The 20,443-nt window shown below is 60.7% G+C and carries 20 protein-coding genes; 13 read left to right on the top strand and 7 right to left on the bottom strand.

From position 1 onward, the window contains the following. Nucleotides 1-11: 11 nt before the first annotated feature. A complete protein-coding gene (gene acs / locus JSS95_13080) occupies nucleotides 12-1,988 on the bottom strand; it encodes an acetate--CoA ligase (protein MBS1800747.1) in 1,977 nt (658 codons plus the stop codon). A 95-nt stretch (nucleotides 1,989-2,083) separates the two neighbouring features. After that, the gene (locus JSS95_13075) at nucleotides 2,084-3,406 is read right to left on the bottom strand and encodes an amidohydrolase (GenBank protein ID MBS1800746.1); all 1,323 of its coding nucleotides are present in this window, start codon (nucleotides 3,404-3,406) and stop codon (nucleotides 2,084-2,086) included. Between the two features lie 163 nt (nucleotides 3,407-3,569). On the opposite strand from JSS95_13075, the gene JSS95_13070 reads away from it, so the two are divergent. Further along, on the top strand, nucleotides 3,570-3,773 hold the full coding sequence (locus tag JSS95_13070) for a hypothetical protein (GenBank protein MBS1800745.1): 204 nt from the start codon (nucleotides 3,570-3,572) through the stop codon (nucleotides 3,771-3,773). A 4-nt stretch (nucleotides 3,774-3,777) separates the two neighbouring features. Here the strand turns inward: JSS95_13070 and JSS95_13065 are convergent, their stop codons facing one another. Further along, nucleotides 3,778-4,353, bottom strand: coding sequence for a DUF421 domain-containing protein (locus tag JSS95_13065; GenBank protein MBS1800744.1), 576 nt, complete (start codon nucleotides 4,351-4,353; stop codon nucleotides 3,778-3,780). Between the two features lie 54 nt (nucleotides 4,354-4,407). Beyond that, nucleotides 4,408-5,376, bottom strand: coding sequence for a UDP-glucose 4-epimerase GalE (gene galE, locus JSS95_13060; GenBank protein MBS1800743.1), 969 nt, complete (start codon nucleotides 5,374-5,376; stop codon nucleotides 4,408-4,410). A 367-nt stretch (nucleotides 5,377-5,743) separates the two neighbouring features. On the opposite strand from galE, the gene JSS95_13055 reads away from it, so the two are divergent. From JSS95_13055 to JSS95_13040, 4 genes are all read left to right on the top strand, one after another. Continuing rightward, nucleotides 5,744-6,829, top strand: coding sequence for a TonB family protein (locus JSS95_13055; GenBank protein MBS1800742.1), 1,086 nt, complete (start codon nucleotides 5,744-5,746; stop codon nucleotides 6,827-6,829). Between the two features lie 102 nt (nucleotides 6,830-6,931). Next, nucleotides 6,932-8,794: a hypothetical protein gene (locus tag JSS95_13050; GenBank protein MBS1800741.1), complete on the top strand. Its 1,863-nt coding sequence runs from the start codon at nucleotides 6,932-6,934 to the stop codon at nucleotides 8,792-8,794. A gap of 123 nt (nucleotides 8,795-8,917) precedes the next feature. Next, the gene (locus JSS95_13045; GenBank protein ID MBS1800740.1) at nucleotides 8,918-9,460 is read left to right on the top strand and encodes an outer membrane beta-barrel protein; all 543 of its coding nucleotides are present in this window, start codon (nucleotides 8,918-8,920) and stop codon (nucleotides 9,458-9,460) included. A 114-nt stretch (nucleotides 9,461-9,574) separates the two neighbouring features. Then, nucleotides 9,575-10,126: a porin family protein gene (locus JSS95_13040; protein ID MBS1800739.1), complete on the top strand. Its 552-nt coding sequence runs from the start codon at nucleotides 9,575-9,577 to the stop codon at nucleotides 10,124-10,126. Nucleotides 10,127-10,197: 71 nt separating this feature from the next. On the opposite strand, the gene JSS95_13035 is transcribed toward JSS95_13040, so the two are convergent. The 3 genes from JSS95_13035 to JSS95_13025 all read right to left on the bottom strand — a co-directional run bounded on the left by JSS95_13035 (nucleotide 10,198) and on the right by JSS95_13025 (nucleotide 12,472). Further along, nucleotides 10,198-10,797 (bottom strand): porin family protein, encoded by a 600-nt coding sequence (locus JSS95_13035; protein MBS1800738.1) that lies wholly within the window; start codon nucleotides 10,795-10,797, stop codon nucleotides 10,198-10,200. A 195-nt stretch (nucleotides 10,798-10,992) separates the two neighbouring features. Further along, on the bottom strand, nucleotides 10,993-11,448 hold the full coding sequence (locus JSS95_13030; protein MBS1800737.1) for a hypothetical protein: 456 nt from the start codon (nucleotides 11,446-11,448) through the stop codon (nucleotides 10,993-10,995). A gap of 106 nt (nucleotides 11,449-11,554) precedes the next feature. Further along, nucleotides 11,555-12,472 carry a LysR family transcriptional regulator gene (locus tag JSS95_13025; protein MBS1800736.1) on the bottom strand — a complete coding sequence of 306 codons (918 nt, stop codon included), beginning with the start codon at nucleotides 12,470-12,472 and terminating at the stop codon, nucleotides 11,555-11,557. A gap of 126 nt (nucleotides 12,473-12,598) precedes the next feature. Between JSS95_13025 and JSS95_13020 the strand changes: the two genes are divergently transcribed. The 8 genes from JSS95_13020 (at nucleotide 12,599) to ilvD (ending at nucleotide 20,379) form a co-directional block, all read left to right on the top strand. Further along, nucleotides 12,599-13,777 (top strand): 2-isopropylmalate synthase, encoded by a 1,179-nt coding sequence (locus JSS95_13020; GenBank protein MBS1800735.1) that lies wholly within the window; start codon nucleotides 12,599-12,601, stop codon nucleotides 13,775-13,777. Between the two features lie 63 nt (nucleotides 13,778-13,840). Further along, nucleotides 13,841-14,947 carry a 3-isopropylmalate dehydrogenase gene (gene leuB / locus JSS95_13015; protein MBS1800734.1) on the top strand — a complete coding sequence of 369 codons (1,107 nt, stop codon included), beginning with the start codon at nucleotides 13,841-13,843 and terminating at the stop codon, nucleotides 14,945-14,947. 19 nt (nucleotides 14,948-14,966) lie between these two features. Further along, nucleotides 14,967-15,131, top strand: coding sequence for a hypothetical protein (locus JSS95_13010; protein MBS1800733.1), 165 nt, complete (start codon nucleotides 14,967-14,969; stop codon nucleotides 15,129-15,131). A 5-nt stretch (nucleotides 15,132-15,136) separates the two neighbouring features. Continuing rightward, nucleotides 15,137-15,811 (top strand): hypothetical protein, encoded by a 675-nt coding sequence (locus JSS95_13005; protein MBS1800732.1) that lies wholly within the window; start codon nucleotides 15,137-15,139, stop codon nucleotides 15,809-15,811. Further along, complete coding sequence (gene leuC / locus JSS95_13000) at nucleotides 15,808-17,244, top strand: 3-isopropylmalate dehydratase large subunit (protein MBS1800731.1); 1,437 nt, start codon at nucleotides 15,808-15,810, stop codon at nucleotides 17,242-17,244. The genes JSS95_13005 and leuC overlap by 4 nt, the downstream gene beginning before the upstream one ends. Then, a complete protein-coding gene (gene leuD / locus JSS95_12995) occupies nucleotides 17,245-17,880 on the top strand; it encodes a 3-isopropylmalate dehydratase small subunit (GenBank protein ID MBS1800730.1) in 636 nt (211 codons plus the stop codon). A gap of 117 nt (nucleotides 17,881-17,997) precedes the next feature. Next, nucleotides 17,998-18,621, top strand: coding sequence for a hypothetical protein (locus JSS95_12990; GenBank protein ID MBS1800729.1), 624 nt, complete (start codon nucleotides 17,998-18,000; stop codon nucleotides 18,619-18,621). A gap of 57 nt (nucleotides 18,622-18,678) precedes the next feature. Further along, nucleotides 18,679-20,379, top strand: a complete 1,701-nt coding sequence (ilvD, locus tag JSS95_12985) for a dihydroxy-acid dehydratase (protein ID MBS1800728.1) — start codon at nucleotides 18,679-18,681, stop codon at nucleotides 20,377-20,379. Nucleotides 20,380-20,443: the final 64 nt, after the last annotated feature.

The following is a 20,443-nucleotide window of genomic DNA, read 5'->3' as shown; positions in this document are numbered from 1 at the left end:
TGCGTTATCTCCTACTCGTCGTTTTCGCGGAGTTTGGCGATCACGCCAAAGTCTTCGAGCGTCGTCGTGTCGCCCTTGACCTCGCCCGTCGTCGCAAGCTCGCGCAGAAGACGACGCATGATCTTGCCGCTGCGCGTCTTGGGAAGTTGCTCGGTGAAACGCACATCGTCCGGCCGCGCCAGCGCGCCGATCTCCTTGGCGACCCACTGGCGAATCTCCTGCTTGAGCTCCTCGGAGACCTTATGACCATGCTCCAGCGTGACGAAGGCGCAGATTGCCTGGCCCTTGAGCTCGTCCGGACGACCCACGACCGCGGCCTCAGCGACCTTGGGATGCGCCACCAGCGCCGACTCGACCTCCATCGTGCCCAGGCGATGGCCGCTGACGTTCAGCACATCGTCCACGCGCCCCATCAGCCAGAAGTAGCCGTCCGCATCGCGTCGCGCTCCGTCGCCGGTAAAGTAGCTTCCTGGAATCTCGCTGAAGTACGCCGCCTGATAACGCTCAGGATTGCCGTAAACGGTGCGCGCAAGCGACGGCCACGGCGTCCGGAAGACGAGAAGTCCGCCCTGGCCGTCGGGGACCGGCTTGCCTTCTTTTGTAACCACTTCAGGCACAATTCCGAAGAACGGGCGCGTGGCCGAACCGGGCTTTGCCGAGACGGCGCCGGGCACCGGGGCGATCATGATCGATCCCGTCTCCGTCTGCCAGTAGGTGTCGACGATGGGGCAGCGCTCCTTGCCGATCTCGCGGTGGAACCACATCCACGCCTCGGGGTTGATCGGCTCGCCGACCGTGCCCAGCAGCCGCAGCGAGCTGAGCGAGTACTTGCGCACCCACTCCACGCCCCACTTGGTAAACGCGCGGATCGCCGTCGGCGCCGTGTAGAAGATCGTCACCTTGTGCGCGTCGATGATCTTCCAGAAGCGGTCGTTCTCCGGCCAGTTGGGCGCGCCCTCGTACATCATCACGGTCGCGCCGTTCTGTAGCGGGCCGTAGACCACATAGCTGTGGCCGGTCACCCAGCCGATGTCGGCCGTACACCAGTACACATCGTTCTCCTGCAGGTCGAAGACGTACTTCGAGGTCAGGTACGTCTGCACCGCATAGCCGCCGGTCGTATGCACCAGCCCCTTGGGCTTGCCCGTCGTGCCCGAGGTGTAGAGCAGGTAGAGCGGGTCTTCCGCGTCCATCGGCTCGGCCGCGCACTCCTTCGCGGCAGCCAGCATCGACTCGTCCCACCACACGTCGCGCCCTTCCTGCATGTTGACCTTTGTCCCGCTGCGGCGATAGACGACAACCTTCTTGACGGAGGGGCACTGCGTCAGCGCCTCGTCGACGATCTTCTTGAGCTGAACCTCGGAGCCGCGGCGGTAGGACGTGTCCTGCGTAATGACCGCAACGCAGGAGGAATCGTTGACACGGTCGACGATCGCGTGCGCCGCGAACCCTCCGAAGATCACCGAGTGCACCGCACCGATACGCGCGCAGGCCAGCAGGGCGATGGCCAGCTCCGGGCACATTCCCATGTAGATGGCGACGCGGTCGCCCTTCTGGATTCCCAGGTTCTTCAGCACATTGGCGAAGCGCTGCACCTCGGCGTGCAGATCGCCATAGGTCAGCCTGCGGACCTCGCCCGGCTCGCCCTCCCACAGCAGCGCCACCTTGTCGCGGCGCGCGCCAAGCGCATGGCGGTCGACGCAGTTGTGCGCAAGGTTCAGCTTGCCGCCGACGAACCACTTCGCCCCAAGCGCGGAGCCATCGGGGCCGGGTTCGAGCACCTTCGTCCAGCGCGAAAACCAATCGAGCTCCAAAGCGGCCTCGGCCCAGAACTCCTCAGGCTTCTCCACGCTGCGGCGGTACATCTGCTCATACTGGTCGAGGCTCGAGATATGCGCCTTCGAGCGAAACTCCTTTGAAGGCTCAAAGACCCTGTTCTCTCGCAGATTCGAATCCAGATTGGCTTTTTCTTCAGTACTCACCGTCACGTACGACCCTCCGTTTATTTTTCCAACATAAACGTTACGCTACGGCTCGCACGACGGGCAAACGTCCTAGACGATGAAACGAAATAATGGACATTTTATTGCAGCAGATCGATAGCGGCATCGGTCATCGCGGTAACGCCCGTCTTCAATGCCGGTTCCGGCAGAGGTGCAAAGTGGTCCGAGTGCAGCGAAGGCAGTTGCATCCCCTTGCTCCGATATTCGGCAACCTGCTGCGGGTCGTCCGCCCCAAGCCAGAAGATGACGTATGGGACCTTTCCCCCATCGCCGAAGAAGCCGAAGTCCTCGCTCCCCATGATCGGCTTGACCTCGATGACGCGTTCCTTGCCCAGCTTCGCAACAAACAACTTCTGCAACCGGCTGGACAACGCAGGGTCGTTGATCGTCGCCGGGGTCGACTCGTGCTCCAGCACGGTCACAATCGGCATCCTGTCCTCGGGAACTCCGGCTGCGATGGCGACGCCCTTCGCCGTGCGCTTCACTCCCTCGATGATGGTCTGCCGCACCTCTTCGCTATAGGCGCGGGTCGACAGCTCCATCTTCACCTCGTCGGGAATGATATTGCGCTTGGTGCCGCCATGGATCTGCCCGACGGTGATGACCGCAGGCTGCTGTGGAGGCACCGAGCGGCTGACGACCGTCTGGACCTGCGTAATGAACTCGCCGGCCATCATGATCGGGTCCTTCCCCGCCTCGGGCGCCGAGCCGTGGCTGCCGATGCCGCGCATGACAACGTCGATCGAGGTGGAGCTCGCCAGCGCCGGCCCCGGAACCACGGCGACCTGGCCCGCGGAAAAGGCCGCGTCGTGCAGCGCAATTGCCATATCGGGTTTGCCAAAGCGCTCGTAGAGGTGGTCGTCCATCATGGCCTTCGCGCCGTCGATCGTCTCCTCGCTCGGCTGGCCCACCAACATCAGCGTGCCGTGCCACTGGCCCTTGAGCGCGGCCATGGCGCGGGCCACACCCACCATCGCCGTCACGTGAATGTCGTGGCCGCAGGCGTGCATCACCCCCACCTCCTGGCCTGCGGGATTGGTAGAGCGCACCTTGCTGGCATACGGAAGCCCCGTGGCCTCCGTGACCGGCAGCGCATCCATATCCGCACGAATCAGCAGCATCGGCCCCGCGCCATTCTTCAGGATGCCGACCACGCCATAAGCCTGGGAGCCATCGTAGTAGCGGCCCACCCGCTCCGTCACGGTGTACCCGGCCTTGCGCAGCTCCGCGGCCAGAAACATCGAGGTCTTCTCCTCGTGGTGCGAGAGCTCGGGTGCGGCATGGAGCGTCTTGTAGGTCGTCACCAGACCAGGCAGATGCTGGTCAACGAACGACGTCACATTCTGCGCCATAGCCGACGCCGAAAGCACGCACCATCCCAGCAGCACACGTTGCAGTCCCATTCAGGTCACCTGTCCTTTGCCCACTATGATGGCACAAAAGCCCTCTTTGACCGGCCGAAGAGAAACATCGCTCGTCATTCTGACCCTCGAGCGAAGCGGAGGGGAAGAATCCCTGTAGTTCGCGCGGCAGCTTGCACCGGGGAGCCACTACAATCGCACCAGCATGAACTCCACCACTCTCTTCTGGTCCGCCGGCTTCGGCTTCTTCTTTGGCTTTGCTTTTGGAGTGGGCTGTGCGCTCGCGGTGATGTACTCGATCTACATGGGCGGTTACCGGGCTGCGGTCCGCGAATCGCAGATGGACGAGCCTCCAGAGCGCTATCGCGCCGCGCTCCAGAAGCTGAGTGGAAAGCCACCGCAAACCTGAAGCCTCAGCTCCGCGCGGCCAGCAGCGCCTTCAGCTCCTTCACCTCTGCCGTAAGGGCTTGAATGTCCCGCAAAATCTCCCTGCGCTGACGCCCTCCCAGCAGCGGATCTGCCTGCTCCACGTAGAAGTTTCCGCTCGGCTCCAGAACGCATCGCTTCACCTCTGCGTAATCGCCGAGACCCTGCTTGTGCAGCACCGTCTTCAGCTCAATCTCGGTCAGCGCCTCCTTCTTCATCGCCTCCCAGTCCACCTCTCCGTTGCGGATCAGCACTGTCTCACTGCCCTCAAGCGCCTTGTTGATCCTGGGAAGCCGGTACAGCAGACGCGTCAGCAGGTAGTTGATCGTCAGCAATGAAAGCACGCCGATGATTCCGCCGGAAACCGTGTTGTCGTCACCGATGATCGAGTTCTGCACCGTGTTCGAAAGACACAGCAGAACAACCAGGTCGAAAGGATTCAGTTGCGCCAGCTCCCGCTTGCCGAAGATACGCAGAAAGACGATGAGGCAGAGATAAACGATCACGGGCCGCAGGACCTTCTCCAGCAGCGGAAGGTGCAGATGAAACATGCTCTCGATCAAAGAAATGCTCCTTTCGCGAATCCGTGGCCGGCTGCGACCCGTGTGTCTCTTTGCTTATGCGTACCGCTTCTGGTGCCACTGCCATGCGCTGGAGATGATCGCGTCCAGATCGCCAAACTTCGGCTGCCAGCCCAACTCTGCCTTGATCTTCTCCGAGCTTGCGACCAGCACTGCGGGATCGCCGGGCCTGCGGTCAAGCTCCTCGACCATAATCGGCTTGCCAGTCACGCGCTGCACCGAGTCGATCACCTCGCGCACGGTGAACCCGTGTCCATTGCCGACGTTGTAGATCAGACGCTCGCGGTCCTTCAGCGCCGCGAGCGCGAGGAAGTGCGCCTCGGCAAGGTCGCGGACATGGATGTAATCGCGGACGCATGTCCCGTCCTTCGTCGGGTAGTCCGTACCAAAGATCTTGATATTCGCGCGACGCCCCATCGCAACATCCAGAATAAGCGGTATCAGGTGCGACTCGGGTTCGTGCGCCTCGCCGTAGCCTTCAATCGCCCCCGCAACGTTGAAGTAACGAAGACTGGCATACCGGAAGCTATGAATGCGGTTCATCCAGGTCAGCATCTGCTCCACCAGCAGCTTGCTCTCGCCATAAGCATTCGTGGGTAAAAGCCGCGCGTCCTCTGTAATCGGCGTACTCAGCGGCTCGCCATAACACGCCGCCGTCGAGCTGAAGACCAGCTTGTCGTGCCCGGTCGCCAGCATCGCCTCCAACAGGGTTAGCGTCGACATCGTGTTATTGCGAAAGTACAGCTCCGGGACCTTCATGCTCTCGCCCGCTTCAATCAACGCGGCAAAGTGCATCACGCCATCAAACTGCCCCTCGCGAAGGGTCGCTTCGACCAGGGAGCGGTCCGCCAGATCACCCTCAACCAGCGAGGCCGCTGCGGCCAGGGCTTCGGGCTTACTGTGGCAAAAATTATCGAAGACCGTTACCTTATGGCCTGCATCCAGCAGGAGCCGGGTTACGGTACCTCCGATATAACCCGCGCCGCCTGTCACTAAGATGTTCATTCCAAGCTCCTTGTCAGTTCCAATGCGTACCACGAAAGTACCAGTGTCAAGCAGGTGCCGTTGCGGCACTATACTTGCAGTAGTGGATTGGCAGAGCCCCGGCTGAGAGACTGGAATGGACTCCCAATTGCATGGCCCTGCTGCAACCTTTTGCGCAACTCTTCCCGTCTGTCTTGAGTAAGCTGAGCGGCGATCGTCTGAAAAGCCGTCGTCGATATTGTTGCACCGAGTTGGCTGGCCCTGGCCATCCGCTCGAAAGGAACTCCCTTTGAGGGGTCCACGTTTCCCGGAAACCGGTTCAGAATTTGTTACTGGACTGGTCTTAATCTTCCGCCTCCCCTGAGAGGCGGCGACTAAGGACTTTTTTATGGCTAAGCCACTTCGCACCGACGACCCCACCCCCCCGAATATGCAGTTCGCCCACTTCGGCGTACTCAATGACGGGAATCAGAGCAAGGGTTCGCTCTTCACCTCCGTTACGCTCAATATCATCATCGCAATTATTGTCTGCATCGTTGGCGCAGCCGCTAAAAAAACGATGGACAAGCGCAACAAGCTGACCGAGATCAGCATCGCGCCCCTTCCCAAGGAAGTTGAGCCGATCAAGCCGAAGATCATTCCCAAGCCGTTGCCGCCAGTCCCGGTCGTGAAGGTTGAGCCCCCCAAGATCAAGATGCCGGACATCAAGGTTCCGGAGCCGCCAAAGCTGCCTGAGATCAAGATGGCGCAGCCGGCCCCTGTTGTTCTGCCGGCTCCCCCGAAGCAGGTCATCGCTCCTCCCGCGCCGAAGGTCGTCTCACTCGCTCATGCGGAGGCTGCGTCCGTCGTCAACAACTCGCAGCATCCCGCGCCCGTCGCACTCGGACAGACCAACAACCCCATTGCCCCGTCGAACCGTCCCACCACAGCGGCTGTCAACCTGGGCCAGCGCGGCATGGCGGGAATGCCCGCCTCGAACTCCGGCTCGGGCCCGGCAGCTACCTCCGTTCATCTCGGCTCCGGCTCGCCCAACAGCCAGAACATGGCTGGCAACGGCGCTCACGCAGTGCAAGGCGTCAAGCTTGGCGTAACTGGCGGAACCGGCCCGATGAATGCCCCCGGCCGCGTGGCTGGGCCAGTCAACCTGGGCCAGACGCAACAGGTCGCGATGCCCAGGCCCTCAGCGCCGTCTGCGACGGTTGCGAAGGCCCCCAAGGTGCTCTTCAAGCCCCGCCCGGAGTACACGGCTGAGGCCATTAAAATGCACATCGAAGGCACCGTCTCGGTCAGGCTTCGCGTCTCTGCCACTGGGGCAGTGCACGTACTTGGAGTGACCAGCGACCTGGGTCACGGTCTTGGCGATTCGGCTATCCGGGCTGTTGAGGCCACACGGTTTTCCCCCGCAACCGATGCTGCGGGAAACCCGATCGACTGGGAAGGCGTCGTCAATGTGGCCTTCCAGCTTGCCGGATAAGTTACCTGTTTTCAGCTTTCGCATTGTGCTTCAATGTATGTGTCAATAGCATTGAGACTTAACTCAAGGATGACCAAAACGTCACCGCAGGAGCTTTGAACCATGAAATTCCACCTCCCCGCCGCCGGTATCACACTGGCACTCCTAGCAACCGGTTTTACGGCCCAGGCTGCGCATGGCCTTCCGCTGCTCGGAAAGAAGAAGACGGATCAGGACATCCTTCCGGCTCGCAAACTCACCGCGAGCCAGAACCAGCTCATCGACAAGGCCATTGTGCGTGAAAAAGAGGTGGTTAAAACCGTCAAGGAACGTGCGCCGCTGGTTGAAACCTACATCCAGAACATGCGACCGGACGATGTGCTTGGCCAGGTTCCCGAATCCGACCAGCATTATCTGAGCCGCGTCGAGTTCGGCAAGGTCATTGGCAGCGACAACTACCAGGTCAACAAGGCGACCTCTGAGGGAACGACCAACGGCGGCAAGCTTGGGTTCTTCAAAAATTCCCTGTCGGCGATCACTGGCCTAGGAAGCAGCCTCCACCTCAACTTCAACGAGGCCGGGTTTATCCAGATGCTGCTGATGGATTCAAACGACTTCGACCGTCAGCACTATGCCTTCGGCTACGTCCGCAATGAGTTTCTGGGCACCACCCCCACTGCCGTCTTCGACGTCACGCCGAGCAGTGGCAAGCGCGCCTATGGCCGCTTCTTCGGCCGTATCTGGGTTGAAACCCGTAGCGGCAATGTTGTCCGCTTCAACGGCAATTTTGCCGGCACCGAGAAGGACAGCAAGGAGTTCTACCACTTCGATAGCTGGCGCACCAATGTGCAGCCTGACCTCTGGCTCCCGACCTCGTTCTACGTCGAAGAGAGCGACTCCAAGAGCGTCACTCGGACCCTTAAATTCAAGGCCATCAACCATATCTGGGGATATGTGCTGAAGGTTCCGCAGAAGGAATCCGAAAACACCTCCATGGATGTGGTCGGCGCAACCGACGTCAGCAACGAGGCGCAGGACGTCAGCCCGCTCGGTGCGCAACGCGCATGGGTGCAGCAGGCCGAGGACAACGTCGTGGAGCGGCTCTTCCAGGCCGGTCTGATCGACGCCCCCAGCGAGTTCGATAAGACGCTCGAGGCGCTTGCCGGAAACATCCTTGCCTACAACAACATCACGCTCTCCCGCCCGATCCGCTGCCGTACGCTGCTGACCGAGCCGCTGGAGTCAATCGCCATCGGCAACACCATCATTATCTCCAAGAGCCTCCTCGATACCACCGCCATCGTCAGCCAGGACGGCGCGCAGCAGATGGGCAACCTGAACGCGCTCCTCGCCTTCCAGATCGCTCACATCATCCTTGGACACCGGCTCGATACGAAGTACGCCTTCAATGACCGGCTGCTCTTCCCTACCACCTCGGTCTTCAATCGCATTCCGATGCACCACACCGATGCGGACAATACGGCTGCCGCAAAGAAAGCCATCGAGCTGCTCAGCGCCAAGGAGCTTGAGGGAGGTCAGCAATACTTTGGCCTCTATCTGCAACAGCTCCAGCAGCGCGTCAAGGCTCTCAAGGCCCTCAACGAGCCGATGATCGGCGATGGACTGGTTAAGAGCGATACCGACCAGACCTTCTGGCTCGCAGCCATGATGGCCAAATCGCCGAAGCTGGACATGAAGGACCTGAAGCAGCAGGCGGCCATGCCGCTGGCCAGCTTCCTCCGCCGCGATCCCTGGACCGACCAGGTAATTACGCTGCATTCGGCCTACGAGCCGCTGCTCTCCCCGGCAGACAAGATGCCCTTCGAGGTGGAGCCTGTCTATATCAAGCTGGCCTACTACAAGCCGCCAGCAGATGCTGCCGCACCAGCTACGGGTGCGGCACCGGCACCGGCCGACGTGCAGCCGGCGGCAAATACCGCAGCGCCAGCAGCTCAAGCCGCACCGGCCAATCCGCCGCAAAACTAACAACCGCTATCGCGCGTGAAGCAGACCTTCGGGTGGGCCTCACGCGCGATAACCGTGCAGAGAGCGTCATGCCACTTCTCTACACCAAACCCTGAAAACGATATCCTTCGGAGTTGCTGTCAGTTGAAGCGTCACATCCAAGCCGGCCTGCTCACCACGATGCTGGGAACAGCACACTGGTTCCATGCCCAGGCTGTGCCGACCGCGATCCGGGCCGGAGGGATCGCGCAGATAGGCGCCGGATGGAGCATCGCCTCTCCGGACTATGGCCCTTCTAAAATTCAGGGAGTTTCCATCTATGGGACCTTCGATTTCACCAGGCATTGGGGAGTTGAAGGAGATGTCCACAGAATCAGCCTGAAGACGCCTTCCACCATCGGTGAGGATTCGTACCTGGTGGGACCGCGATACGTCTTTCACCACGGCCGTATCCATCCTTACGCTAAAGCTCTGGCCGGCTTTGGGCGATTTCATTACCTGTATAACTCTGCCCCTTCCGCCACCTACACTTATAAGATCTATTCGTTTGGCGGAGGAGTCGATGTCCGGGCCCGGTCACATCTGAATATCCGCGCCGTTGATCTTGAGTACCAGAAGTGGCCTGGATTCCCTACGAACGGGATTACTCCTCTCGCGCTTACCTTTGGAGCAGCCTATGCCTTTTGATAGCAGCTGGAGGATCGCCACAGGGACAAAACATTTGTCTTTTCAGCAGTTTGTTACATTTTCAAGAGCTACGGGCCTGCCTCAGGAGTCTGGGGCCAGTATCAGGGGGAAATAGTGTTCAAGAGAATTCTTATCGCCGTCAGCCTGCTGGGAACACCGGCCATGTTGCTCGCCCAGGCTTCGCCAACGGCATCTCGTTCCGGCGATCTGCAGATCGGTGGGGGCATCTCCAATGCCAATACCGACTACCTCCCATATCGCGTCAACGGCGGGACCGCCTACGTGGACTTCGACTTCTACAAGCACTTTGGCGTGGAGGCCGAGTTCCGTTTTCTCAAGGACGGCAAGAGCAATATCTACGAAAAAACCTACGAGGTCGGTGGAAGATATTCGCGCGTCTATCGCAACCGTTACGTGCCGTATCTCAAGCTGATGTATGGCCGGGGCGTCTTCAACTACGCCTCGAACGGCCAGACGTACGCCAATCTTGCCTACAACATGCTCGCCGGGGGAGCTGGGCTGGATTACAGGGCACTGCCCTTTCTCAATGTGCGGGCTGAGTATGAATATCAGCGGTGGATGAGCTTCCCCCCGAACGGACTTACTCCCTCCGTCATCACGATCGGTGCTGCATACCACTTCGGTGCCGGCAAGCTCTCGCACTAAAAGCGCTATCAACATACAAAATACAAAGCCCCGGCCGAGCCGGGGCTTTTTGTGTATGCAGGATTTTTTGGTTAGAAGTGGTAGGCAACGCCAACAGCGGGAAGAGAGATGACCTCCCAGCGGTTGGTCTTGAAGTTCGTCAGGCCAAAGTCCGGGGTCTTGACGAAGAAGCCGCGATACTGCACGCGAACATCCCAGCTTGGGCTAAGCTCATAGGCCACGCCACCACCAAACAAGGCGCCGATGTTCGTATTCTGCCTGGTATCGAAGGTTGTCGAACCGTAGTCGCGGATCGGCGTAAAGATCAGGCCGCCTACGCCAGCTTCCAGAAACGGGTTGAAGTTTCTGTAGCTGCGGAAGTTGAAGACATAGGCGCCGGTGATCTCCTGCTGGCGCGTGTGAACGCGCACGTTCGGCAGAAAGCTCGTGCTGTAGCGGGTGGAGTACTGCGCGAAGGAGTAGTTCAACTCCAGTGCGCTGCGCGGGGTCAGCATATAGCGGTAGCTGCCCAGAAATCCGATGGTGCTCGATGCATTCGCCTGCACCGCGTTTCCATTCACCTGCGGCGCAAATACTCCGATTGCGCTTATGCTGGCATCCTGCCGGCTCTCCTGCGCAAACCCGGCAGACGCCAGCAGTATCAGCGCACCAAACAACATCGTCTTCTTCATTCTTCGCTAGATCCCTTCGAAATCGTCCTGACCGGCCAGAGGCAGACTCGCAACCTTTGGAGCCATCGTTGCCGTGCCTTCATTGTAACCGCAGCAGCCGCCGCACGTGGGCTTCCGGTCACAAAGAAAGGCCGGGAGGACGCAACCGCCCCCGGCCCCTTTGCGAAATGGCACCGAATCAGTTGCTGCCGGCGCTTACTGTGGAGGTGGCGGTGGGGCCTCCCCTCCCTGGCCGCGACCCCGCATTCTCTGCTGCTGCTCTGCCAGCAGAGCATCGTACTTCGTCTTCTGGTCGTCGGTCAGAATGCCGCGAATCTTGTCCTGCGACGCCTTGCGGATCGTCATCATCTTCGAGCGCCGATCATCCTGCGACAGCGACGTGTCGTTTCGGACTGCCATCATCTGTTTGCTAGTGTCTTCGTCGATCGCCTTGACCTGGGTCTGTTGATCCGCTGTAAGATTCAGCCGCTTGGTCAGCATCTCAAGCTGGCGGCCTTCCATTCTTCCCCCGCCGCGAGGCCCCATCTGGCCCTGGGGAGGACTGGCCGGCGCAGCATCCTGTGCCAGCACCGGAACCGCGCACAGCGCTCCGCTACAGAGCGCGATCATTGCGGCACGTCTTGCTTTTACGCGAAATAGTGTTCTCGTCATTGCTCACCTCATTTCGTAGCCCGCTATCGCCGGCCGCGAATTCTGCACGTACAGACGAGAGGGGCGCGGAAAATGTTCTGCGGTGAAAAGATAATTTCTACGGAGATCAGCGCTCTGCCTGAAAGCTGTAGGGGTCTCCCTGAGAGGCCGCATAGGCTTCCACCACCTTGAGAAAGGCCAGTGCGGCGTGCGATAGATTGGCCTGTCGGCGGTATACCAGCCGTAACTTGCGTTCTGTCTGTAACTCCGGCACTTCGATCCGTACCAGGGCACCGCTGCTCAGCTCCGGCTCGACCGTCAGCCGGGGCACCAGCGCTACACCGTTCCCCATCTCGACAAACCGCTTAATCGCCTCCAGCGATGGCAGTTCCACCCCCATCTGCAGCGGAGTCTTATGCCGCTTGAAGGTCTGGATCACCTTCTGCCGTTGCGGCGACGGTATATTGTGGGCGATGAAGTTCTGCGACCCAAGCTGCCGTATCGAGACCTTGTCGGCCGAGGCCAGGGGATGCCGCGGATTCACCACAAAAGCAAGCTCATCCCGGTAGACCACGATCGACTTCAACTGCGTATCGTCCGGCCGAAACGAGAGTACACCGAACTCGACCGAATGGATCAGGATCTCGTCGGAGATGCGACTGGCAAGCGACCGCTGTACTGCCAGTTTGATCAAGGGGTTCTGGCGACGGAACTCGTCGAGCAGAGGAAGCAGATAGAGGCATGTGTACTCGTTTGCGGCGAGGTTCAGCCTGCCCCGGTGGAGAGAGCGAAGCTCACTGAGCGCCGTCGACGCTTCCCCCCTTAGATTCAGCAACTTAGCTGCATATTCGCGCAACACCTCTCCGGCATCGGTCAGGGTGCCGTCGCGCGAAGAGCGGTCGAAGAGCACCTCGCCCAGCTCGCTTTCGAGCTTGGCGATTGCCTGACTCACCGCTGGCTGAGTACGATGGAGCCTTGAGGCGGCCCGTGAAAAACTTCTCTCCTCCGCTACGGCCAGAAACGTCTCCATCTGGACCAGATCCACTTTTGCACCTCACTTCAGGGCCGAAAGGTCAGGCAGCGCGAATAGACTGATTAGAAGTTTTGATATGCGCTCAAACCATCATAAGCCTGCGTTATGATAACGCAAGGCGTGAAAGTGACCACTGCTATGCGTGATCCAAACCAGATCGTCTTCTTCGATACCACCCTGCGCGACGGCGAGCAGTCGCCCGGCTGCACCATGCACCTGGATGAAAAGCTCCGCATGGCGCACCAACTCCGCGATCTCGGCGTGGACATCCTCGAGGCCGGCTTTGCCATCGCTTCGGAGGGAGACTTTCATGCCGTGCAGACGATCGCCCGCGAGGTGGCCGGGACGCGCATCGCATCCCTTGCCCGCTGTAAACGCGAGGACATCGACGCCGCAGGCCGTGCAATCCAGCCGGCGAAGTCCAACCGCATCCACCTCTTCCTCGCATCGTCCGATCTGCACCTGGAATACAAGCTGCGCATCAGCCGCGAGCAGGCGCTCGACCAGACCGCCGAAGCGGTCAAGCAGGCGCTCACCTACACCGACGACGTCGAGTTCTCGACCGAGGACGGCACACGCACCGACCCAGAGTTCCTGGTCAAGATGATCACCGTCGCGGTACAGGCCGGCGCGACGACCATCAACATTCCCGACACCGTCGGCTACACCACTCCTGCCGAGTACGAGGCGCTCTTCCGCATGGTGCGCGAGCGCGTTCCCGGCTCGGAAAACGTCATCTACTCCACACACTGCCACGACGACCTCGGCATGGCGGTCGCCAACACACTCGCCGGAATTCAGGGGGGAGCACGCCAGGTGGAGTGCACCATCAATGGCATCGGCGAGCGCGCGGGCAACGCGGCGCTCGAAGAGATCGCCGCCGCGCTGATGGTTCGCCGCGACAAGTTTCCCTACAAGCACCACATCAAGCTTGAGAAGCTCTTCCCAACCAGCCATATGCTGGCCGAGTGCATCAGCTTCGGGGCCGCGCCGAACAAGGCTGTGGTCGGCGCCAACGCCTTTGCGCACGAGTCTGGCATTCACCAGCACGGCATGCTCGCGAACCCCTTGACTTACGAGATCATGACGCCTGCCTCGGTTGGCGCAGGCAATACGAATCTTGTGCTGGGCAAACACTCCGGTCGCCGCGCACTCGCGGACCGTCTTGAAAAGCTCGGACACACGCTGACACGCGACCAGCTCGATGAGGTCTATCACCGCTTCACCGAGCTGGCCGACCGCAAGAAGTCCATTTATGACCAGGACATTCTGGGGCTTCTGAAGCCGGAAAAAGCTCCTACAGCGGTAACAATTTAGTCGAAAGGCCAACCAAGGCAGCCGGGCAACAGACCCGCCAACCTCTTTTGAAGGATGAGCACCATGCGCCTCAAGATTGCAGTTCTCGCCGGAGACGGCATCGGCCCCGAAGTCACTCGCGAAGCCACAAATATCCTGCGCGCGGTCGCCGAGCTTGGCGGGCACGACTTCGCCTTCATCGAGGGCCTGATCGGCGGCGTCGCCATCACCGCCTCCGGCTCGCCGCTGCCCACAGCGACACTCGACGTTGCACTCGAATCCGATGCTGTCCTTCTGGGAGCAGTGGGCGACAACAAATTCAATGCGCTCACACCGGACAAGCGTCCCGAGGCCGGCCTGTTGCAGATTCGCCAGGCGCTGGGCGGTTTCGCCAATCTTCGCCCATCGGTTGCGTACTCCGCCCTCTCGGCAAGCTCTCCGCTGCGCCCGGAGGTCACGAAGGATGTCGACATCCTCTTCGTGCGCGAGCTTCTCGGCGGCCTCTACTTTGGCTCGCCGCGCTGGTGGAACAAGGAGACCAACGAAGCAATCAACACGATGCGCTACACCCGCGACGAGGTCGTTCGCGTCGCCCGCGTCGCCTTCGAGCTTGCCTCGAAGCGCCGCAAGAAGGTCACCTCCGTCGACAAGGCCAACGTGCTTGAGGTCTCGCAGCTCTGGCGCGTCACCGTCGCCGAGGTCGCGAAGGACTACCCCGAGGTCACGCTCGAGCACCAGCTCGTCGACTCCATGGCGATGCACATCATGAACATCCCCCGGAACTTCGACGTCGTGCTCACCGAGAACCTCTTCGGCGACATCCTCTCCGACGAGGCGGGCGTCATCACCGGATCGCTCGGCATGTTGCCCTCGGCCACCATCGGCGGCGCGGTCAATCTCTACGAGCCCGTGCATGGCTCTGCACCTGATATAGCGGGAACCGGTAAAGCGAATCCGCTCGGCGCAATTCTGACCGCCGCGATGGTGCTGCGTCACTCCGCCGGCCTCGAACAGGATGCTCGCGCGGTCGAGCAGGCAGTGAACAAGGTTTTGGACGCAGGCTATCGCACCGCAGACATCGCACGCGGCGGCGAGAACGTCCAGCTTGTCACCACGCAGGAGATGGGCAAACGTGTGCATCAGGCTCTGACCGAATCCATCGACCGCCGCCAGGCGATGCACGCTGTGTAAGAGCAAAGGACGAAGGCACGTGGACTGGAAGTTGAAACTGGCTCTGATGAACCTGGCCACAGCCGCAGCATTGTTCTACCGCTGGCGGCACGGCGCTCCGATGCTCTCGCTCGCGATCACCGGCATCATCGCTTTCGCCATCGTCAACATCCTGGTTCCGCTGACAAGCAAGAGGACTTCGTAAGAACGATGAACCGCATCCTCCAACTCGCCGCCGCTTCCCTGCTGATGGTTCCAGTATCCGGGGTACACGCGCAGATGCAGTGGCACCGTGAGAAGCCCCAGGTCGAAGACCTGTCGTGGATGTGGCAGTACACGCAGCCCGCGCCAAATGGACGAGAGGCAGATCTGATCGGCGATTCGCGATTCTCTCTTCTGCTGGAGCAGAAGCTTCGTGCACCACAGACGTTTTGGGATGGAGGGCGGCAGCCTCTGGCTGAAGTCGCTAAAAAATACTTTGGGGTCGTCTTCGGCCGGGTTGTCACAGACAAGAACCGCTACCTGACAATCTACGGCTGCGTGCCGCATCTCTGTTCGAATCAGGGCATGTTGTGGGTGGATGTGTATGGTCCACATCCACTGCTGGTCTTTGCTGCAACTGATTGGACAACGCAGGGAAAAGAGAGCCAAGACCCCAACGCCAACTTCAACCTGTGGGTCTTTTCGAGTGCACCGATTGATGTCGCAAGAATCCCGAAGTCCCTGGTGCAAAGCATCGCAAACTGGAACACCAGTCAACCGCAACATATCGAATCGGCCGTTCTGATAGATCCCGATGGAACTCCGCACGTTGTTCCGCCTGCATCGTTAGGAGCTACACCTGCAAGCAGAACCAGCGCATCACCTGAGAAAGCACACTCATGAGCAAAACACCGAAGACGCTATTTGAAAAAGTCTGGGAGCAGCATGTTGTCGTCGAACCCCAGGGTGAGCCGACCATCCTCTACATCGACCTGCACCTCATCCACGAGGTCACGTCGCCGCAGGCCTTCGAAGGTCTGCGCATGGCGGGACGCAAGCTGCGCCGCCCCGATCGGCACATCGCCACAGTCGACCACAACGTTCCGACGACGAGTGCCTACGACCGCCTCCACATCGTCGACCAGATCTCCGCGACGCAGGTCAACACGCTGCGCAAGAACTGCGCCGACTTCGGCGTCGAGTTCTTCGACGTGCAGGACGCCTCGCAGGGCATCGTGCACATGATCGGGCCCGAGCTTGGCGCAACTAAGCCCGGCATGACCATCGTCTGTGGCGACTCGCACACCTCCACGCACGGAGCATTCGGCGCGCTGGCTTTCGGCATCGGCACCAGCGAGGTCGAGCACGTGATGGCCACGCAGACGCTGCCGCAAGCCAAACCGAAAACATTCCGCATCACCGTCGACGGTGAGCTTCCCTTCGGCGTCACCGCCAAGGACATCATCCTCGACATCATCGGCCGCATCGGCACCGATGGGGCCACCGGCTATGCGGTCGAATACGCTGGCTCAGCCATCCGCGCGCTCTCGATGGAAGGCCGCATGACCATCTGCAACATGAGCATCGAGGCGGGTGCGCGCGCAGGCATGATCGCTCCCGACGAGACCACCTACGCCTACCTCAAGGGCCGCCGCTTCTCGCCCACAGGCGCAGCGTGGGACGAGGCTGTTGCGCACTGGAAGACTCTGCCCACCGACGAAGGCGCTGTCTTCGACCGCGAGCTGCACATTGATGCCGCTACCTTGGCTCCCGCCGTCACCTGGGGAACATCGCCGGGCATGCATGCGACGATCGACGGCAAGGTTCCGTCGCTCGACGACGCAAAGTCCGAGGCAGACCGCAAGAGCTTCGCCCGCGCCTATGAGTACATGGACCTGAAACCCGGCACACCGATGGAGGAGATCAGGATCGACACCGTCTTCCTCGGCTCCTGCACCAACGGCCGCATCGAAGATCTCCGCGCCGCCGCGGCAGTCGTCAAAGGCCACCACATCGCCACCAAGATTCGCGCGATGGTCGTGCCGGGATCTCAGGCGGTCAAGCACCAGGCCGAAGAAGAGGGGCTTGACACGATCTTCAAGAGCGCAGGCTTCGAGTGGCGTGAGCCCGGCTGCTCGATGTGCCTCGGCATGAACCCCGACATCCTGCAACCCGGCGAACGCTGCGCCTCCACCTCGAACCGCAACTTCGAAGGCCGCCAGGGACGCGGGGGACGCACTCACCTCGTCTCGCCCGAGATGGCCGCAGCCGCAGCGATCACCGGACACTTCACCGACATTCGTAAATGGAAGCAGACGGAAGGAGCCAAGCGCTAAATGGAACCGATCAACATCCTCACCTCGACCGCCGTCCCGCTGCCGCTGCCCAACATCGACACGGACCAGATCATCCCGAAGCAGTTCCTCAAGCGCATCGAGCGCACCGGCTACGGCGAGTTCCTCTTCTTTGATTGGCGCTACGACCTCGACACGCCCGACCACGTCGAGGAGCGCAAGGACTTCGTGCTCAACAAGCCCGAGTACAAGGGCGCCGAGATCCTGATCGCCGAACGCAACTTCGGCTGCGGCAGCTCGCGCGAGCACGCCGCCTGGGCGATCCTGCAGTACGGCTTCCGCGCCGTCATCGCGCCCACCTTCGCCGACATCTTCTTCTCGAACGCAGGCAAGAACGGCATCATCCTCTGCCGTCTCACCGAAGACGAGGTGAAAACACTGCTCGAGCGCACGACCGCAAACCCCGACCACAAGATCACCATCAACCTCGAAAAGCAGACCGTCACCGACGAACAGGGTTTCAACGCCCATTTCGAGATCGACCCTTTCCGAAAATACTGCCTGCTGAATGGACTCGACGACATCGGCCTGACGCTGCGGCATGAAAAAGAACTCGACGGCTTCGAGAAGACGCACGATATGGACTTCTGGTCCGCACCGAAAGCTGTCGCCTCTTAGTTGTCATTCCGCGGCAGGGCGGAGGAATCTGCTTTTGTTTTTGTTAAGGGCACGGCTTCAGCCATGCCGTAGAAGCTAACTCTTACAAGGGGCTTCAGCCCCTGAGGGAATTTCGAAGTGAGCAACCAACTCGATCCAGCGAAGAAGAACTCCATCGCCAGAGAAGGTACACCCCTCGTGACTACACGGTCTTTGATGCGAAATCTGCGTATCGCTCTTACGGCTATTAGTTTGCTCGGCTTCGCATCGCTGGTACCAGCCCAGACTGCCGCCCCTCTCCCGGCTCAACTTAGCAAGGCCAAGACCATCTTTCTTGCAAATGCAGGCTCTAATGCGGTGCCCTTTCTCAAGGGCTATCCTGACCAGTCTTATAACGCTCTTTATCAAGCGCTTGTATCTTCGAACCGCTTTCAGATCGTGACTACCCCCGCAGACGCCGATCTTTTATGCGAATTTTCGATGAACGGAATCGTTGGCCCTGCATCAGGGGGAGATTCCTGGGGGATAGCATTCTTCCAACTCGTAATTCGCGATCCGAAGACACAAGCTCTGCTTTGGACCATTTCAGAGAATGTGGGTCCTACCATTCGAGAGAAAAATTTCAAGAAAAACGTTACTGAGGCCGCGACGAAACTCGCCGGAGACTTGAAGGAATTAGCCTCGCGCAACCCGGCTGTCGTCACAATTCCCCAAGAACAGGAGCCACCGCAGAAAACGCGGTTCTCGCAGAAAGAAAAATAAGCATACGCAGTGAATCCATTGAAAACAAACTGAGCATCCTGAAATAGAGGTAGGCAAGTGACCAACGAACTCGATCCGGCAAAGAAGAACTCCGTCGCCCTCACCGAAGGCCCCAACCGCGCGGCGGCCCGCTCGTACCTGCGCAGCGTCGGTTTCAGCAAGGAAGACCTGCACAAGCCCATCATCGGCATCGCCAACACCTGGACCGAGATCGGCCCCTGCAACTTCCACCTGCGACAGGTCGCCGAGGCCGTCAAACAGGGCATCCGCGAGGCCGGCGGCACGCCGATGGAGTTCAACACCGTCACCATCTCCGACGGCATCACGATGGGCACCGACGGCATGAAGGCCAGCTTGATCTCGCGCGAGGTCATCGCCGACTCGATCGAACTCGTCGCTCGCGGCAATAGCTTCGACGGCCTCGTCTGCATCGCCGGATGCGACAAGAACATGCCCGCCGCCATCATGGCGCTCGGCCGCCTCAACATCCCCGGCCTCATGCTCTACGGCGGCTCCATCGCTCCCGGCAAGCTGCCGCAGGCCGATGGCTCGACCAAGGAGATCACCATCCTCCAGGTCTTCGAAGGCATGGGCGCGCACGCGGCTGGAAAGATCAACGACGACCAGCTCGAAGCTCTCGAAGCCTCAGCCTGTCCCGGCCCCGGAGCCTGCGGCGGCCAGTTCACCGCCAACACCATGGCGATGGCCGGCGAGTTCCTCGGCATCTCCCCCATCGAGATCACCGGCGTCCCCGCCATGTCGCCCGAAAAGGCGAAGGCCTCGCGCGAAGCCGGGCGCCTCGTCATGGAGCTCGCCCGCACCGGCCTCACACCGCGCAAGATCGTCACGCGCAAGACCATCGAGGACGCCTACGCCGCGGCCTGCGCCTCCGGCGGCTCAACGAACGCGGTGCTGCACCTGCTCGCCATCGCGCGCGAGTTCGACATCCCTTTCACCATCGACGACTTCAACGCCATCAGCGACCGCACGCCGCACATCTGCGACCTCTCCCCCGGCGGCAAGTACGCCGCCAAGGACTACCAGGACGCAGGCGGATCGCGCCTTCTCGCCAAGCGCCTGCTCGACGCCGGCCTGATCGACGGCACCCAGATCACCGTCACCGGCCTTTCGCTGGCCGACGAAGCAAAGAAAGCTGTAGAAACGCCCGGCCAGCCCGTCATCTATCCCGTCGACAAGCCGCTCAAGGCCACCGGCGGACTCGTCATCCTCAAAGGCAACCTCTCGCCCGAGGGCTCGGTCGTCAAGGTCGCCGGCCACGAGCGCCTCTTTCATCAGGGCATCGCTCGAGTCTTCGAGTCCGAGGACGACTGCCACGCCGCCGTCGAGGCCGGAAAGATCAAGCCCAACGACGTCTGCGTCATCCGCTACGAAGGCCCGCGCGGAGGCCCCGGAATGCGCGAGATGCTCGCCGTCACCGCCGCCATCAAAGGCATCCCCGAACTCTCGGAGACCGTCGCGCTCCTCACCGACGGCCGCTTCTCCGGAGCCACCCGCGGCCTGATGGTCGGCCACGTAGCCCCCGAAGCCTTCATGGGAGGCCCCATCGCAGCCGTCCGCGAAGGCGACACCATCACCTTCGACATCAAGAACCGCGAGCTGCGGCTTGAAGTTCCGGCGGAAGAGATCGCACGCCGTCTGAAAGAAGTAAAGCAGCCCGAACCCCGCTTCAAGCGCGGTGTCTTCGCCAAGTACGCGAACACCGTAAGCAGTGCCAGCGAAGGAGCTGTGACGACGTAGTCGTTTTGCTTAAGGGCACGGCTTCAGCCGTGCCGCAACATCAACCAGAAGTAATGGGGCTTTA

Source organism: Acidobacteriota bacterium (assembly GCA_018268895.1).
Lineage (GTDB): Bacteria > Acidobacteriota > Terriglobia > Terriglobales > Acidobacteriaceae > Edaphobacter.
This window is presented reverse-complemented; position numbering and strand designations above follow the sequence as displayed.

What these genes read in the sequence shown, in the direction of transcription:
- leuD (MBS1800730.1), top strand. Translation starts at nt 17,245, where the DNA reads ATGGAACCGATCAACATCCTCACCTCGACCGCCGTCCCGCTGCCGCTG.
- galE (MBS1800743.1), bottom strand. Translation starts at nt 5,376, where the DNA reads ATGAACATCTTAGTGACAGGCGGCGCGGGTTATATCGGAGGTACCGTA.
- JSS95_13075 (MBS1800746.1), bottom strand. Translation starts at nt 3,406, where the DNA reads ATGGGACTGCAACGTGTGCTGCTGGGATGGTGCGTGCTTTCGGCGTCG.
- JSS95_13070 (MBS1800745.1), top strand. Translation starts at nt 3,570, where the DNA reads ATGAACTCCACCACTCTCTTCTGGTCCGCCGGCTTCGGCTTCTTCTTT.
- JSS95_13055 (MBS1800742.1), top strand. Translation starts at nt 5,744, where the DNA reads ATGGCTAAGCCACTTCGCACCGACGACCCCACCCCCCCGAATATGCAG.
- leuC (MBS1800731.1), top strand. Translation starts at nt 15,808, where the DNA reads ATGAGCAAAACACCGAAGACGCTATTTGAAAAAGTCTGGGAGCAGCAT.
- JSS95_13050 (MBS1800741.1), top strand. Translation starts at nt 6,932, where the DNA reads ATGAAATTCCACCTCCCCGCCGCCGGTATCACACTGGCACTCCTAGCA.
- leuB (MBS1800734.1), top strand. Translation starts at nt 13,841, where the DNA reads ATGCGCCTCAAGATTGCAGTTCTCGCCGGAGACGGCATCGGCCCCGAA.
- JSS95_13030 (MBS1800737.1), bottom strand. Translation starts at nt 11,448, where the DNA reads ATGACGAGAACACTATTTCGCGTAAAAGCAAGACGTGCCGCAATGATC.
- JSS95_13020 (MBS1800735.1), top strand. Translation starts at nt 12,599, where the DNA reads ATGCGTGATCCAAACCAGATCGTCTTCTTCGATACCACCCTGCGCGAC.
- JSS95_13035 (MBS1800738.1), bottom strand. Translation starts at nt 10,797, where the DNA reads ATGAAGAAGACGATGTTGTTTGGTGCGCTGATACTGCTGGCGTCTGCC.
- JSS95_13005 (MBS1800732.1), top strand. Translation starts at nt 15,137, where the DNA reads ATGAACCGCATCCTCCAACTCGCCGCCGCTTCCCTGCTGATGGTTCCA.